Source organism: Psychrosphaera aquimarina (assembly GCF_032461525.1).
Lineage (GTDB): Bacteria > Pseudomonadota > Gammaproteobacteria > Enterobacterales > Alteromonadaceae > Psychrosphaera > Psychrosphaera aquimarina.
In genome coordinates this window covers 785351-801208 of the sequence record NZ_JAWCUA010000010.1, presented here as the reverse complement: position 1 = coordinate 801208, position 15858 = coordinate 785351, and the positions used below count along the sequence as shown (strand labels likewise).

Here is a 15858-nt window from a genome sequence, read left to right as displayed (position 1 = left end):
CATGCGCATACTAATAATAATCATCGCCATGTTCACTTTAGCCAGCTGCGGTGAAAAACAGGGTAAAACACGTTTAACCTTAGGGCATACATTAGATACACGACACGTTGTGCATCTAGCTATGGTCCATATGGGAGAGAGACTTGACCATTATTCCAACGGAAAAATGGAACTGGTTATCTACCCAGGTGGGCAATTAGGCTCAGAAAGAGAAATGATTGAATTACTGCAAATTGGCAGTTTATCGATGACAAAAGTATCGGTCAGTCCATTAGAAGGGTTTGTACCGGAAATGAAGTTGTTTAGCATTCCATATCTTATTCGTGACCGTGAGCACTTCTGGAAAATTTTAGAAGGTGAAATTGGCCAATCTCTTTTAGATAAAACCGCCGTTGCTAAGTTAAAAGGCATGGGCTATTACGATGCCGGTAGCCGAAGCTTTTATACTTCTGACGCTCCAATAAACACACCTGAAGACTTAATTGGTAAGAAGATCCGTGTATTAAATAGCCCTACGGCAATGGACATGGTTAAAGCCTTAGGCGGCGCTGCAGCACCAATAGCCTGGGGGGAATTATACGCGGCCTTACAACAAGGTGTCGTTGACGGCGCTGAGAACAACCCGCCAAGTTACTATTTATCCCGTCATTATGAAATAGCCCGTTATTACAGCTTAGATGAACATACTTTTGTGCCCGACATCATTTTGGCTAGCTTACCGGTTTGGGACTCGTTAGATAAACAACAACAAGATTGGTTATCACAAGCAATGGCGGACTCCGTGGTTTTTCAAAAGTCATTATGGCAAAAAGCCTCAGATGATGCGTTGGCTGCAGTGATCAAAGAGGGCGTTAAAGTCACCTACCCTGACAAAGCTGCATTCCAAAAACAAGTTGCACCGTTTCATGCAACTTTCGACAACAGCCCTGTTGCAGAACAGATCAAAAAAATAAAATCAATGTAAGGCTGGGTTCATGAATTCTCTACTATCAAAAATCAATCACGTGCTGGAAAAACTATTAATGTTAATGATGTTAGCCATAGTGGTTACCGTCAGCTGGCAAGTATTTTCACGCTTTATTTTAGGATCCCCAAGTTCATACACAGAAGAATTATCTCGTTACTTACTTATTTGGATTGGCGTTTTAGGTGCCGCTTATGCGTATAAAACAAAAGCCCATTTAGGTTTAGACTTATTTGTCGAAAAACTGCCTGCTGAATTAAAAAACTACGCTTTGGTCTTAATTGAAATATTGGTGCTCTTATTTGCGACCTTAGTTATGGTCTACGGAGGCCTATCTTTGATGATATTAACCTTAGAGTTAAAACAAACTTCAGCAGCCCTTGGCTTACAAATGGGTTGGGTCTACTCCGTCATCCCACTGTCAGGCATGCTTATTACTCTTTTTGCCGCACTTAATATTCGTACCATTTTAACTAACAAGGAGAGCATATAATGGATATCACTGCGCTTATTTTATTACTCGTATTCTTTTCCATGTTGCTCATCAACGTACCTATTTCAATTTGTATTGGATTAGCCACGTTAGTGTCTTTGTTAATGCACATCGACTTTACAGCCGCAACAACCACCATCGCTCAACAAATGGCTGGAGGCATTGATAGTTTTGCGTTATTAGCCATTCCATTTTTTATCTTGTCCGGACTTATTATGGGACAAGGTGGTATTGCTAAACGTCTTATTGAATGTGCGATGGCGTTAATTGGTGCTCTACCTGGTGGTTTAGCATTGGTAAATGTCATGTCTTGCATGATGTTTGGTGCAATATCAGGCTCAGCCGTAGCCGCCACGTCTGCGATTGGTAGCTTTATGGTGCCAGAAATGAAAAAGCATGGTTACGATGAAAACTTCGCAGCCGCAGTTACCGCATCGGCCGCAACCACTGGCATGTTAATACCACCAAGTAACATTCTTATTATTTATGCCATCGCCAGCGGCGGTGTGTCTATTGCCGCTTTATTTGTTGCTGGTTATGTTCCGGGAATATTAGTGGGTTTAGCGTTAATGACTGTATGTATGTTGTACGCCATTAAAAATAAATATCCGGTATCTGCACGTTTACCCTTTAACTTAGTTGCCAAAAAAGTCACCGCGGCATTACCGAGTTTATTGTTAGTTTTTATTGTAATTGGCGGCATTATCGGTGGCGTATTCACAGCAACCGAGGCTGGCGCTGTCGCGGTATTGTATGCTTTGGTTTTATCGGTGTTTATTTATAAAGAAATTTCCACCAAATCATTGCCAGCGTTATTTTTAAAAGCCTGCGAAACGACCGCTATAGTGATGTTAATCATAGGCGCATCTTCGGCTATGTCATGGTTGTTATCTTATGCCCATATTCCTCAGGGAATTAGTGACTTCTTTTTACAATACAGCGATAACCCAATTGTTATTTTATTAATGATTAATTTAATACTGATTTTAGTTGGTGCTTTTATTGATATGACTCCAGCCGTATTAATTTTCACCCCAATATTTCTACCGGTGGCAGCTGAACTTGGAATGGGACCAATACAATTTGGTATTATGATGGTATTAAACCTGTCAATTGGGTTAGTATCTCCTCCTGTAGGCAGTGTTCTCTTTGTCTCTTGTGCAGTTGCTAAAACGTCTATCCACAAAATCATTAAGCCAATGATACCTTTGTATTTTGTTATGTTTTTGGTGTTAATGTTAGTGACGTATGTTCCAGCAATAAGTGAGACACTCCCTAGAATATTAGGCTTACTTTAATACTGAATTTTAAACTGACTAAACACGTTAGTTTAGTCAGTTAAAACTGGAAAAGATAATGGAAACGAAAACCAACATAACGATCAATGATGTTGCACGCATTGCCGGTGTATCAAAACGAACTATTTCACGAGTTATTAATGGCTCACCTATGGTTGGTCAAGCTACTCGAGAGCGTGTTGAACAAATAATCAAAGAAGTTAAATTTCAGCCAGATAAACAAGCTCGAGGTTTAGCCTCTAATCGTTCGTATTTGTTGGGGTTAATTTATGACAATCCCGATGCACTCTATATAGACCAAGTGCAACGAGGGGCATTAGATATATGTTCCTCATTAGGCTTTGAACTGGTAGTTCACCCTTGCCAATGGCAATCTGATGACTTTATAGAAGACTGCTTAAACTTTGCTAGTCGCTCAAGAGTTGATGGCATTATAGTCATACCACCTGTTTCAGAGAGTGACAAATTAGCAGAAGCATTTAAATCCATTAAGTTACCTTGTATTCGTATTGCATCAACAGACCTTGGTGATCCAGATAATATTGTTATATCTGATGACCGTGGTGCTATGACAGATATTGCCGAGCATTTGATAGAACTCGGACATACTGACATTGCTATGATCACAGGACCAATGGCTTTCCATTCATCTAAAGAGCGTTTTGAAGGCTTTAAAGACGCACTTAGAGTGAATGGTTTAGACTTGCCAGAAAATCGAATCCAGTTTGGCGAAAATACCTATGAGACTGGTATTGAATGTGCCCGCGCATTATTAACCCAAACACCTAGACCAACTGCTATTTTTGCTAATAACGATGAAATGGCAGCAGGAGCAGTTAGGGTATCGAGCGACTTAGGAATAAAAATTCCAAATGATTTATCCATTGCTGGTTTTGATGACAATATTATCGCCTCTAGGATCATTCCATCACTGACAACGATAAAGCGCCCAGTACAAAAGATTGCACGCTTAGCTACTCAAAAACTCATTCAAAGTATTTCACCAGATCAAGGTGCTGAGCACGAAAAAATCGTGGTCAAACCCTATCTGATAACTAGGGAATCAACTAAACAATGTCCAAATTAACCAATCGACTATCCTCAGCCTTATTAATGGGAGCATTAAGCTCCTTCATTACCCTCTTCTCATTTCACGCCTTAGCAATTGAAGTATTTATGGCCGGTGACTCCACCATGGCCATTAAAGATCCCAAAGACTACCCAGAAACTGGATGGGGAATGCCATTTGCCCACTTCTTTGCGCAAGACGTTACGGTGACCAACTTAGCTAAAAATGGTCGAAGTACCAAAACCTTTATCGCAGAAGGATTATGGGACAAGATAGAACAAAACCTGAAACCTGGTGATTTTGTATTTATTCAATTTGGCCATAATGACCAATCCAAACATAAAGTTGACCGCTACACTTCACCTGAGCAATACGAATCTAATATCAGAAACATGATCCACATAACACAAAATAAACGGGCTAGTGTTATATTAATGACTCCCATAACCCGCCGTCACTTTGACGATAATGCCCAACTAAAACTGACCCACCCTTACGCTGATATTGTAAGAAACATAGCCAAAGACACTAACGTTAGTTTTATAGATATGGAAACCCTTACCCGGGAACATTTTCAACAGCAAGGTTTTACCTTATCAGCCTTGCGTTTTATGCATATAAAACCAGACTTACACCCTAATTATCCTAATGGCATCACCGATAATACCCACTTAAATCAATTAGGAGCCCGAGAAGTCGCGCAACTTGTATTAACTGAATTAAAAGCACAAAAACACCCTTTATCTAAATTATTACGTACACCGGATCCAAAACATTTAACATATTCTTATAAAGGGTTATAGATTAAATTATGTACTCAAAAATCCACAACGTATCGCTAGATAAATTCAAGCTTATCATGTGTATTTCCATGTTGATTTCCTTGGTGTTAATTAGCAATACAACCTATGCAAAGATCCTAGATTTAGGGCCTAATTTACGCACGGCGGATCCATCCGCTCATGTTTGGAAGGATGGCAAAATCTATCTATATGTCAGCCATGATCTTGAATGCCAACAAGACTTCCATATGCAAGACTGGATGGTATTTTCCTCAAGTGATCTGAATACTTGGACTAATCATGGCTCAGTCATGTCATTAGACGATTTATCTTGGGCTGATAACTACGCTTGGGCCCCCGATGCCATTTATAAAAATGGTCAATATTATTTAGTTTTTCCAGCCGGCAATGGCTATAAGGATAGAGAAACACCAAGTAAAAGCACCAAGTGGATGGGATTAGGGATTGGGGTTAGTAAATCACCAACTGGGCCCTTTAAAGACGCCATAGGCAAACCACTTTGGCGCGAGCCTTACGCAAACGACCCTAGTATTTTTACAGATGATAACGGGCAAACGTATTTATATTTTCATGGTAAAGACCATGACTATTATGTAGCCAAAATGAAAGATGACCTATTAAGTATTGATGGTGAGTTTATAAAAATGGATATGGGAGGGTATGAGCCCAAAATGGAAGGCCCTTGGGTGTTTAAACGTAATGATCTTTATTACTACACTATGCCAGAAAATAATCGTGAACTTTCATATTACACAGCTAAGTCTGCTACTGGACCTTGGACTTATCGAGGCGTATTTATGGAGCAAGAAAATAACGCCAATAACCATCATTCAATAGTTAAGTTCAACGGTCAGTGGATTTTATTTTATCACCGCTGGATAAATGCAAAAGATAGTCTTTGTGGTAAACGACAACGTCATAGTGCGATGGAAAACGTCATTTTTAATGCCGATGGCACCATCCAAAAAATTCAGAGAACGGATTAACCCACTGCTCACTTAATTACATTGCTCACTTAATTACATTGCTCACTTAATTACATTGCTCACTTAATTACATTGGTCTCTTAACTGCATTGGTCTTTATAAACATGTTCAGGCCAAGGTTGTAACCAGTATTTGTCCTGCATAAGTGGAACCCATTTGGGTAAATATGGATTATATAAAAACAGCTTTTTACGCTTGTTTAAATTTAATATCTTTAGTGCTGCAATCGAAGTGGGGTGACTATTAAAAAACCCTAACTTCGATAATTAAGTAACTGCGTGAAGTTATAGATTAGATTGTTTAAACCTGTTTGTAATTATATTAGGAAATTACCTGCATTTATTCTTGTTCAATTTTGCTTACATCCATTAAAAATTCCGCTATATCCGCAGCAAGATTAGTTAGATAAGGTTCAAATAACCAAAAGGTGTGTATGATATTTTCATGTTCAATAATGGTAATCGTTCGTCCGTTTTCGTTAAATAAACGTTTAGTTTTATCTTTACCTGCGGTAAATCTTGCTTGTCCACTGCTTATAATTAATAACTCTGGGGCGTCCTCATTAATATAATTAACTGGTGATACCTGATGCCATAAATCCGGTATTGTCTCATAACGTCCTCCTAACCATTTAGCTAAGGCCGAGTCATTACCTTTGCGGTTCTCAAATTTCAGAGCTAACTCAGATGTAACATCTAATAAGCCATCTAAATTAATCACCGCGTTATATAACGGAATTGGTTTATCCGTTAACAAATGCGCTTGTTTGTTATTTTTAAAACCAATCAGTGTCGCTAAATGACCTCCAGAAGACCCTCCCCCAATAATAAGCGGCGAGGTACTAATACCTAATTCAGAACTATGGTTAAGTAACCACTGCGTTGCTTGTTCAATATCATCAACCGCTGCTGGGTAAAGTGCTGCTATGGATAAGCGGTACTCAGGCAACGCTACATTATAACCTTGTTGAGCTAACAAATTTGCCAGTGGATAAAAATGTGATTTATTACCGGCTCGCCAACCACCGCCGTGTATAAAAATAATCAAACCTTTTGATGGCTTATTAGGTACTGCATGAAACAGGTCTAAATGTAATTCTCTTTGTCCTACCTGAGCGTAGCGTAGATCAAACTCCACTAACTGACCTTCAGTAAAACTTAACTTAGGTAGACTAATTGTGGTGTCCAATTTCCTATACTTTTCAAATCGTTTAGAAACTGTATAACCATCATCGACCTGTATTGGCTCAGCTGCATGACTAAGCTGAAATAAGATCAAACAGAAAAAAGCCCAGAGTTGTCTGGGCTTCAAATTTAACAATATAATTTTCAAGTTAACTTACTCTATCACTGTAAGTTATTTTAATAGGTCATGCACGGCCAGTGCGGCTAACATAAATGGTGCAGTCCCTTTGGGATCATTATTAACAACCGGCTCACTCATATAATATTGATAACTGCCATCACGGCCAAACCCTAACCCTGCTACATAACATAAATTGGTTAAACTGATCTCTCCATTATCATGCACTAATACAAATTCATTCACCAAACCGTTAAATGCTTTTAATGTTGTGTCCTTATAATCATCACTAATAATTCCTGCATCAATGGCCGTTGCTAAAAAGTAAGTAAACATGGCTGATGCACTAGATTCGCGATAGTTACCTAATTGATTAGGTTTATCTAACACTTGCCACCATGTCCCTGTTTCCGAGTCTTGAGATACCTTAAGTGACGCGGCCAACTCTTGTGACATCTTAATAAGAGGCAAACGTAATTCTGTTTCAGATTCAGGGATTAAGTCCAACACATCTACGAGTGCCATGGCTAACCAGCCCATACCTCGGGCCCAAAACTCAGGAGATAAACCTGTATTCTTATCAGCCCAACCTTGCTGCTTTTGCTCATCCCATGCGTGATAATAATAACCAGTTTGCTGATCTTTAAGATATTTATAAGTTAACGTAAACTCTTTAACCACCTCTTCTAGGCTATGACCATTCTCAAATTTGTTTGAATATTCAGCTAAAAACGGCATGCCCATATAAACACCATCTAACCACACCTGAGAGGTATATTTTTTCTTATGCCAAAAAGCGCCTTCTTTTGTTTTAGGATGTTCTGCCAGTTGTTGACGTAATAAATCCGCCGCTTTTTTATATTTTTCATCTTTGGTTAATTGGTATAATTTTAATACCGCGCGCCCAGGCGCCACACTATCGATATTATAATTAGATTTTTTAAACCGTTTAATATTGCCTTGTTCATCAATAAATGAGCCTGTGATCTTCGTTAATGCATCTTGATATTTTTTATCACCGGTTGCTTCAGTTATACGATTTAAAGTATGTGGGTACAAACCAACAATATCATATTCAAACTTTGGTAAACGACGACGATTGATATCCCATCCCGAGTATTCATAAGTATACGTTTTACGATTTAACTCGCTGTCTGCTAATTTAATAGCCCAATCTAATGCAACTTTACTGGTTAATTTTTGTTGTTTGGCAGCTAAACTCTTTTTAGTTTTAAGTCTAACTCTCGGTTTAACCGTTAAACGCTCAGCTTGCTGCTCAAGGTATTTCGTAAAAGCTTCTTTGTTATCAATCCCACTTTCAGGCTGCCACAATGCAGCAAAATAATAATCCAGTTGCTGGGTATTTTTGTTATAAATCTGTTGGTTGCCCTTTGGTGTTAAAATAGCTAAATAGTTATTTTTATCCGATGTAACTTGTTTTAATGTTTCTTTTTTGAAGAAAACCGCCATACCTAACATGTTACCGTCAAGAGACTGCGCCCCCCAACTGGCAATATAACTATAAGCTTTTCCAGTAATGTCCATGTCGCCAGTGATTAACTCAGTATTGGGATGTTTCACAATACCTGCGGCTATAGTCTCAACAGGCTGTTCAAAATCTAATGTTATATTTGCTAAATGACTTCCTGCCGACATAGATATATGAGCATCTAGGTTTTGTTTACCAACCGCACTTTGCCAACCTTTATAGTTAATGGTAAAAGCTGAAAACAGATCTCCATTGGCGTTAATTGTGACTTTGCGTGAGTCCGCTTTGGTAATGCGTTCAACTTGCTCTTTATGCCATAACCCAAACCCACCGCTGCCTAATGAACTACCAACTTTAAGAATATCCATTCCCCACGGTTGCTCATGGTGATATGACTCATAACCATCAAACCCTACATTTTGTAGTACTGGTTTATCAGTTAATTTACCAAAAATATCAAAACCATTTCGCCAATCTAAGTAAACTCGGTAGCCCACCTTATCCGATTCAATACCAGGGCCTTCATAACGTAACCAATTAGAATGATCTGTGTATTTACTTTCGGGTTCTACACTATCTACATTACTAAACTCCCCGCCGACATATTCTTCAAATTGAGTATCAGGGTATTTAGAATGAGGTTGCCATTGACCTCCGACTTTAAGTGAAATTTCAGCTTGAGTACGTTTAGTTGCAGCGTAGCGCGGGTCGCTAGCAACAAATGCATCAAGTGTGAGAGTTTCACCACTTGTCATGGAGGCAGTCACAACAACACCATCCATGTCACCATCAAAGTCGGAGTCAATGGCCTGAGAGCTAAATTGGTTTTTATCGTTTTTGAATAATAAAGATTGTTCGAATGACGCAGGTAAACCTAAATCATAATAACTAAAAAATAATGTTTGATCTGGGCGGTCAAAGTTTGAAGGATTGTGGATTTCAGCTGTTGCTATCCAATTATCTTGAGTTGTTTTGTCCATTAAATCTGACTTATCAGGACTACAGCCTGTCATTAATGACAAAGATGACAAACTCACTAGCGACAATAAACTTAACTTAAACTTCATAACCTTACCTCAAACAACTGCTTTTAATTATTATAATTTGTATGCTTGTTTCACTAACCCATAAGTCAACTCATACGCTAAAGTATGAGCCTCACCTAAGGTGATTTGATGATTTGTTACCAACTCAGCTAAATAACGACAATCAACCCGACGAGCTACGTCATGACGAGCGGGAATAGACAAAAACGCACGAGTATCGTCGTTAAAGCCAACGGTATTATAAAAACCCGCCGTTTCCGTCGTTTGTTGACGGAACCTTAACATGCCAGCCGGACTATCATGGAACCACCAAGCTGGACCGAGTTTAAGACTCGGATAATGCCCAGCTAATGGCGCGAGTTCTCTGCTGTAAGTCGTTTCATCAAGGGTAAATAAAATAATATCTAAACGCGGATCATTGCCATATTTTGCCAATAAAGGTTTAAGCGCATTGACATATTCAGTTTGACTTGGAATATCCGCGCCTTTGTCACGTCCATAACGTTCGAACAAACCTTGATTATGGTTACGATGCGCCCCCGGATGAATTTGCATAACCAACCCATCTTCTATACTCATGCCTGCCAGCTCTGTTAATAACTGACCACGGAATAATTCTTGTTCTGTTTCCGTTGCGGTTCCTGCTAAAGCTTTATCTAACAATGCCTGACATTGCTGTTCATTCAAATTTGCCGTAAGTGCCGTAGGATGACCATGATCCGTTGCGGTGGCACGACCATGCTCTTTAAAATAAGCACGACGTTGTCGAATTGCTGCTAAATATCCATGCCAATCGCTGGTATCTTCACCAGTTAATTCAGCTAATTTAGCTACATTCTGCTTGAAATCTTCACGACTTGCGTCAACGACATCATCCGGTCTGAATGAAGTGATCACTCGTTTAGCAAACGCTGAATCTTTAAGTTTACGGTGGTGTGGTAATTGATCTAACGCCCCTTCAGTCGTGGCAATTAATTCAATATTAAATCGGTCCATTAATGCATGAGGTTTAAACTCTGGCGTGGCCAATTGTTTATTGATCTCATTGTAATATTCTGTGGCGTTTTCGTTGCATAACTTATCGGTGAAACCAAATACATTAGAGAAGGTGGCATCCAACCAATATCCCGATGGTGTGCCGGCAAATAAATGATAATTATCTGCAAATATCTGCCAAATACTTTGAGGGTCAACTTGGCGAGACCCCGCTAAATCGCCTTTTTCACCATGTTGTGGAATACCCAAAGACTCAAGGCTAATACCTTGGCTGTATAACATTCTAAATACGTAATGATCAGGACGAATTAACAAATCTGCCGCATTTTCAAAGTTATTATTATCTGCAAACCAACTAGGGTCAGTATGGCCATGTGGGCTTATAATTGGTAAATCTTTAACTTTTTCATATAACTTTCTAGCGACTTCAATCACTTTGTCATCACTAGAAAATAATCTATCTGGGTGAAGTGTTAATTTTTGTATATTTTTGCTCATCAATTTGTCCTGTGCAACATATCTATAATTCAGCTTAACTCGCGTTTATTAACGCTTCTGGGCTAACTACTTGGCCATTAATGGTTACATTTTCTAACGTGAAATTAGTGATATTCTTAACTGTAGATGCTTTACTAGCTTGGATAAATTCACAATTTATTAAATGAAAGTCACTGATGGGTTTACGTTCAAAGCCTTGTAAGTTTAATGGTTGGTTTAATACTTCTGTGCAGCGCAAGTTTTCAATCACAACGTCTCTCACCGTTGGGTCAAACTTACCGGCATCGCCTTCTTCATAATAAAAATTTACAACGATGGCATTTTTAACTTTACCTACATTGATATTTCGGTACCTGAGATGTTCTATGACACCACCTCGAATTGAATTTGTTTTTATTCGAATTGCACGTTCAAGATGTGGGCTATCCATCTGGCAATCTTCAACAAATACATTGTTCACCCCACCAGAAATTTCACTGCCAATTACAACACCACCATGTCCCTCTTTCATCAAACAGTTTCTAATAACAATGTTTTGGCTTGGAATATTAATGCGTCGGCCGTCAGCATTCCGACCTGATTTAATTGCTATACAATCGTCGCCAGTGTCAAACATGCAATCTTCGATTAATACATGATCGCAAGACTCAGGGTCACAGCCATCTGAATTAGGTCCATGACTTATAAACTTCACACCTTTCACAGTCACGTGCTGACTCAAAACTGGGTTCACTAACCAAAACGGTGAGTTGGTGATGGTGACACCTTCAATTAGAATGTTTTGACATAAATACGGTTGGATAAACGGAGGACGTAAATACGCACCTTCTGCATAGTGCCTCTGATTTACTGGCACATTGTTTTCCACATCTGCCATTAATTTCATGCGTGCAGGTTTTTGATCTTCGCCTTCAATAAGTGCCCAATGTCCTTCTTTATGTGGGCCTTTCCAAGGCCACCAAGTGTTATTATCACCACTACCATCAAGTATTCCTTTACCCGTTATGGCAATATTTGTTTGTTTATAGGCATATATCAGAGGGGAATAGCCCATTAACTCCATACCTTCCCAACGTGTTATAACTGCAGGCAAATACCGTTTGGGGTCAGTAACAAATCTAACCACAGCACCTTCATTTAAGTGCAAATTTACATTGGATAATAAATGAATTGGACCTGTCAGATACTCTCCCTTTGGCACAACGACTTGACCACCGCCAGCAGCATGACAAGCTTGTATAGAGCGTTGAAATGCTTGTTCGTAATCAACATCTGAAATCTCAAAATAATCAACAAGGTTAAAGACTTTATCTTGGAAAGTCGGACGAATTACATTTGCCCGAATAGTCGCGGCTTTAATCCAATCATCTTGTTTTTGTTCGTTATTAAATAACCAACCGGCAAATGACGTATTGGGGGCGAAAGCTGAATACACTGAGGCAGCCCCTAGCGCTTTTATTAAATTACGGCGTTTTAACCCCGTTGATGATATGTCTGTCATTTCTGCTCCTGAAATTAGCTAAATAGAGCTTAATATACTTATTAGTCAGAACTCGTATAGCTTTACTATAACACTTTTACTGCCACCGGTGGCATCGGTGAGTGATATTGTCAAAATTTCATACTCACTGTCAAACCTTAATTTTTACCCTATTCGTGCAAATACAAAAAACACAAACGTAAATAATTGATAATTAATGACTTTCCAAAAATTAAATAAAATACTTTCACATAAATTGTTAATAATGCGCATTAATCAGGTGCAAAATACATTCTTAATTTTATTTTAATTTTTTTATTGACAAGGGATTACTTTTTGAGCTTAAATCAATTTGTGCCACCGGTGGCAATAATCTAAATAAATATAACCGGGACTAAAAATAATTACAAAAAAATTCTAAATACATAATAATTATAAAAAACACGAGGAGACCATCGTGAAGTCAAACTACAAACTCAACAGGTTAATGACATCTATGATACTTGCTGGAGGTTTATCAACTTCTCTGGCAACCGTTGCTGAAGAACAAGAAGATACAAAAAAAGCCAAATCGGATGTAGAAGTAATTGAAGTTAAGGGCTTTAGAGGTTCTTTAAACCGTGCGCTTTTTGAAAAACGTAATTCGACCAATTCGAAAGAAACCATAATGAGTGAAGATGTAGGTAAAATGCCTGATCTTAATCTTGCAGAATCTTTGCAGCGTGTGCCTGGTGTTGCTATCACACGTGAAGGTGGTGAAGGTAGAAACATTACCGTACGTGGGATGGGAGCGACATATTCACAAGTTACATTAAATGGCATGCAGATCCCAGCCTCTACTGGTGGATTAGACTCATCAGGTGGTGTAAACCGTGGACGTGAATTTGATTTTAATATGTTTGGTTCTGATCTATTTGGACAAATGGATATTAATAAAACGTATTCTGCTAGATTAGAAGAAGGTGGTGTTGCATCTACAGTTTCTTTGCATACTCTTCGTCCTTTAGACAAACCTGGTTTACATGCAACCGGTTCTATTCAATCTTCATATAACTTACAAAACGGCAATACCAACCCACTCTTTAATGGTTTTGTCAGCAATACCTTTTTAGAAGATACCGTTGGTGTTTTAGTTGGTGTAAGTAGCAGTAAACGTACTGTAGAACAAGAAGGTTTTGGTTCTGTTCGTTGGACCAGCCCTTTCGATAACGGTAATAGAAGCTGGGCAGATACCAGCTCTACCGTTGTTAACGGCACGCCTAACCCGTCGGCGAACAATCCTGAGTTTAATTCTGCAACTGATGACCCATTGGACTCAATGTGGGCTCCACGCTTACCTCGCACCGATTTATTTTACCAAGAACAAGATCGAAATAGCTTTTTAGTGTCACTTCAAGCTCGTCCAGTAGAAGGATTAGAATTAGGCTTAAACATATTAGATTCGTCTCGTGATGCTGATGTTGAGTCTTACAACTTCTTTGCTCAGTTCCGTAATGTATTTGGATCGGTAACACCAAATGAAATTACCTTAGACCCTACAGGCCGTTACATCACAGCAGGCACATTTAGTGGTGTTGAACCACGCTCTGAAAGCCGTGGGCAATATTCCACCAGTGAATTTAACCAAGTTGTTTTTGATGCCGAATATCTGTTAACAGATACTATTACATTAACTTTTATGTCAGGTACAGCTACATCAGAACATAACGAAGAACAGTATCGTTATAACTTAACCGGTGGGCCAACGACATTTGAATATGATTTCTCTAAAGATAAAAATATTCCGACAATGAGTTACGGTTATGACATCACTGACCCAGCCAATTTTGTATGGACAGGTCCGCATCATCGCCGCGACAATGTAACTCGTGAAAATGAAACGATGCGTGGTGACATTGCTTGGGAGTTTGACGATGAAGGTTCAACATTGCGCGCTGGGTTTACGTCTAACACTCGTATCATTGATTCCACTCATACACGAGCTCCAGCTGATTTGACTGATCCAAATGCAGTAAGCGGTACTAATACAAATAGCTTATCTGATATAGCCCCTGACTTTGGTGATACCATTGGCGCACCAAGTGGCATGTTTACAGACTGGTTAATTGCTGATATTGGTGTTGCCAAAAAAGAATATGGCGCGGGTAAGTTTTTACCAGACGATCGCAGCGGCAATTATCTTGTAACAGAAAATACTGATGGGCTTTACGTTGATGTCGATTATTACCTAGAAGATTTAGTCATAAACGCAGGTTTACGTTATGTAGAAACTAAAGTTAAAGGTGATGCCAGCGACATAGAAGGTAAATATAATAATACTTTACCTGCATTTAACCTTACTTATACTATGATGGAAGACGTTGTACTTCGTGCTGCATGGTCAGAAAACGTAGTTCGACCTAACCCTCAATCATTAACAGGTCAAGTTAATGGAACACCAATAAATGCAAGCGCAACCGTTTCTAATCCAGGGGTGGGCCCAGAAACTATCACCTCAACCGATTTAAGCGCTGAATGGTATTTTGCCGATGAATCTTATGTTGCTTTTGTTTATTTCCAAAAAGAAATTACAGATGCAATCACAAGTTCAACTGCTGACTCTGTCACTTTACCAAAAGAATATGCAGACATTATTGCCACAGACCCAGTTTATGACGTAAACAGTCCAAGTTATGACCCAAGCGCGGTAGATGCGTATGCAACTAACTCATGGAACCTTACAACTCAATCAAACTCTACCGAAGTTGACAATATTTCTGGTTTTGAGATTGCAGCTCGTTATGTTTTCCCTTTAGGTTTAGGTGTTGATGCTAACTATACAAAAATTGACAGTGATGACATTGTTCAAGGTTTATCTGAAAATGCTTATAACTTAGGTGTGTTTTATGAAAATGATACATTTGGTGCTCGTTTGTATGTAAACGCGCGTGATGACTATCAAACAGGTGGGTCTGCAGACGGTAACGTCAGCCAAAATAATACCGGCCCTACTCGTGTCGACTTCTCGTCTTCATATAACATCAATGAACACTTTACTGCCACATTAGAGATCATCAATCTGACTAATGAGAAAGAACGTTTGTTCACAACAGGCCCAACGGGTGACTTAAACTTAGTTCGTGAGTACAACACCAACGGTACTGAACTTATGTTTGGTGTTCGCGCTACTTTCTAAACATTAAAATTCATGTGATAGTTACAAAGCCACTAATTTCTGATTAGTGGCTTTTTTTTACTTAGAATATTTAGATATTTACTTCTTAATAACTTTTACTTAATACAACTCATCGTTAGCGCTGTCGTTTAAATTCAAAATACCTATAAAAACATTAGATTGGTATTCAAAAACCACAACCTTTTTCACAATAGATCAATTTTTATCAAAGGATGAAATTGAATAGTTTATTAATCTCGCTCGCTATATATTGGAAACG

At 38.8% G+C, this 15858-nt stretch carries 11 protein-coding genes; 7 read left to right on the top strand and 4 right to left on the bottom strand.

Features of this window, described 5'->3' with window-relative positions; genetic code table 11:
* Position 1: 1 nt before the first annotated feature.
* From RT723_RS15650 to RT723_RS15625, 6 genes are read left to right on the top strand one after another with little or no spacing between them, the layout of a single operon-like run.
* On the top strand, positions 2 to 964 hold the full coding sequence (locus RT723_RS15650) for a TRAP transporter substrate-binding protein (protein ID WP_315948017.1): 963 nt from the start codon (positions 2 to 4) through the stop codon (positions 962 to 964).
* A 10-nt stretch (positions 965 to 974) separates the two neighbouring features.
* Positions 975 to 1457: a TRAP transporter small permease gene (locus RT723_RS15645; protein WP_216054922.1), complete on the top strand. Its 483-nt coding sequence runs from the start codon at positions 975 to 977 to the stop codon at positions 1455 to 1457.
* Positions 1457 to 2755, top strand: coding sequence for a TRAP transporter large permease (locus RT723_RS15640; protein ID WP_315948016.1), 1299 nt, complete (start codon positions 1457 to 1459; stop codon positions 2753 to 2755). Before RT723_RS15645 ends, RT723_RS15640 begins: the two co-directional genes overlap by 1 nt.
* Positions 2756 to 2813: 58 nt before the next feature.
* On the top strand, positions 2814 to 3842 hold the full coding sequence (locus tag RT723_RS15635; protein WP_315948015.1) for a LacI family DNA-binding transcriptional regulator: 1029 nt from the start codon (positions 2814 to 2816) through the stop codon (positions 3840 to 3842).
* Positions 3830 to 4627 (top strand): rhamnogalacturonan acetylesterase, encoded by a 798-nt coding sequence (locus RT723_RS15630; protein WP_315948014.1) that lies wholly within the window; start codon positions 3830 to 3832, stop codon positions 4625 to 4627. Before RT723_RS15635 ends, RT723_RS15630 begins: the two co-directional genes overlap by 13 nt.
* A gap of 8 nt (positions 4628 to 4635) precedes the next feature.
* Positions 4636 to 5613: a family 43 glycosylhydrolase gene (locus tag RT723_RS15625; RefSeq protein WP_315948013.1), complete on the top strand. Its 978-nt coding sequence runs from the start codon at positions 4636 to 4638 to the stop codon at positions 5611 to 5613.
* Positions 5614 to 5952: 339 nt separating this feature from the next.
* Here RT723_RS15625 and RT723_RS15620 read toward each other — a convergent pair whose 3' ends face one another.
* The 4 genes from RT723_RS15620 to RT723_RS15605 form a co-directional block, all read right to left on the bottom strand.
* On the bottom strand, positions 5953 to 6891 hold the full coding sequence (locus RT723_RS15620) for an alpha/beta hydrolase (protein ID WP_315948012.1): 939 nt from the start codon (positions 6889 to 6891) through the stop codon (positions 5953 to 5955).
* A 78-nt stretch (positions 6892 to 6969) separates the two neighbouring features.
* Positions 6970 to 9471 carry a DUF4861 family protein gene (locus tag RT723_RS15615; RefSeq protein WP_315948011.1) on the bottom strand — a complete coding sequence of 834 codons (2502 nt, stop codon included), beginning with the start codon at positions 9469 to 9471 and terminating at the stop codon, positions 6970 to 6972.
* A gap of 30 nt (positions 9472 to 9501) precedes the next feature.
* On the bottom strand, positions 9502 to 10944 hold the full coding sequence (gene uxaC, locus RT723_RS15610; RefSeq protein WP_315948010.1) for a glucuronate isomerase: 1443 nt from the start codon (positions 10942 to 10944) through the stop codon (positions 9502 to 9504).
* A gap of 34 nt (positions 10945 to 10978) precedes the next feature.
* Positions 10979 to 12445 (bottom strand): glycoside hydrolase family 28 protein, encoded by a 1467-nt coding sequence (locus RT723_RS15605; RefSeq protein WP_315948009.1) that lies wholly within the window; start codon positions 12443 to 12445, stop codon positions 10979 to 10981.
* 436 nt (positions 12446 to 12881) lie between these two features.
* On the opposite strand from RT723_RS15605, the gene RT723_RS15600 reads away from it, so the two are divergent.
* A complete protein-coding gene (locus tag RT723_RS15600) occupies positions 12882 to 15599 on the top strand; it encodes a TonB-dependent receptor (protein WP_315948008.1) in 2718 nt (905 codons plus the stop codon).
* The last annotated feature ends 259 nt before the right edge of the window (positions 15600 to 15858 follow it).

What these genes read in the sequence shown, in the direction of transcription:
- RT723_RS15650 (WP_315948017.1), top strand. Translation starts at nt 2, where the DNA reads ATGCGCATACTAATAATAATCATCGCCATGTTCACTTTAGCCAGCTGC.
- RT723_RS15645 (WP_216054922.1), top strand. Translation starts at nt 975, where the DNA reads ATGAATTCTCTACTATCAAAAATCAATCACGTGCTGGAAAAACTATTA.
- RT723_RS15640 (WP_315948016.1), top strand. Translation starts at nt 1,457, where the DNA reads ATGGATATCACTGCGCTTATTTTATTACTCGTATTCTTTTCCATGTTG.
- RT723_RS15635 (WP_315948015.1), top strand. Translation starts at nt 2,814, where the DNA reads ATGGAAACGAAAACCAACATAACGATCAATGATGTTGCACGCATTGCC.
- RT723_RS15630 (WP_315948014.1), top strand. Translation starts at nt 3,830, where the DNA reads ATGTCCAAATTAACCAATCGACTATCCTCAGCCTTATTAATGGGAGCA.
- RT723_RS15625 (WP_315948013.1), top strand. Translation starts at nt 4,636, where the DNA reads ATGTACTCAAAAATCCACAACGTATCGCTAGATAAATTCAAGCTTATC.
- RT723_RS15615 (WP_315948011.1), bottom strand. Translation starts at nt 9,471, where the DNA reads ATGAAGTTTAAGTTAAGTTTATTGTCGCTAGTGAGTTTGTCATCTTTG.
- uxaC (WP_315948010.1), bottom strand. Translation starts at nt 10,944, where the DNA reads ATGAGCAAAAATATACAAAAATTAACACTTCACCCAGATAGATTATTT.
- RT723_RS15605 (WP_315948009.1), bottom strand. Translation starts at nt 12,445, where the DNA reads ATGACAGACATATCATCAACGGGGTTAAAACGCCGTAATTTAATAAAA.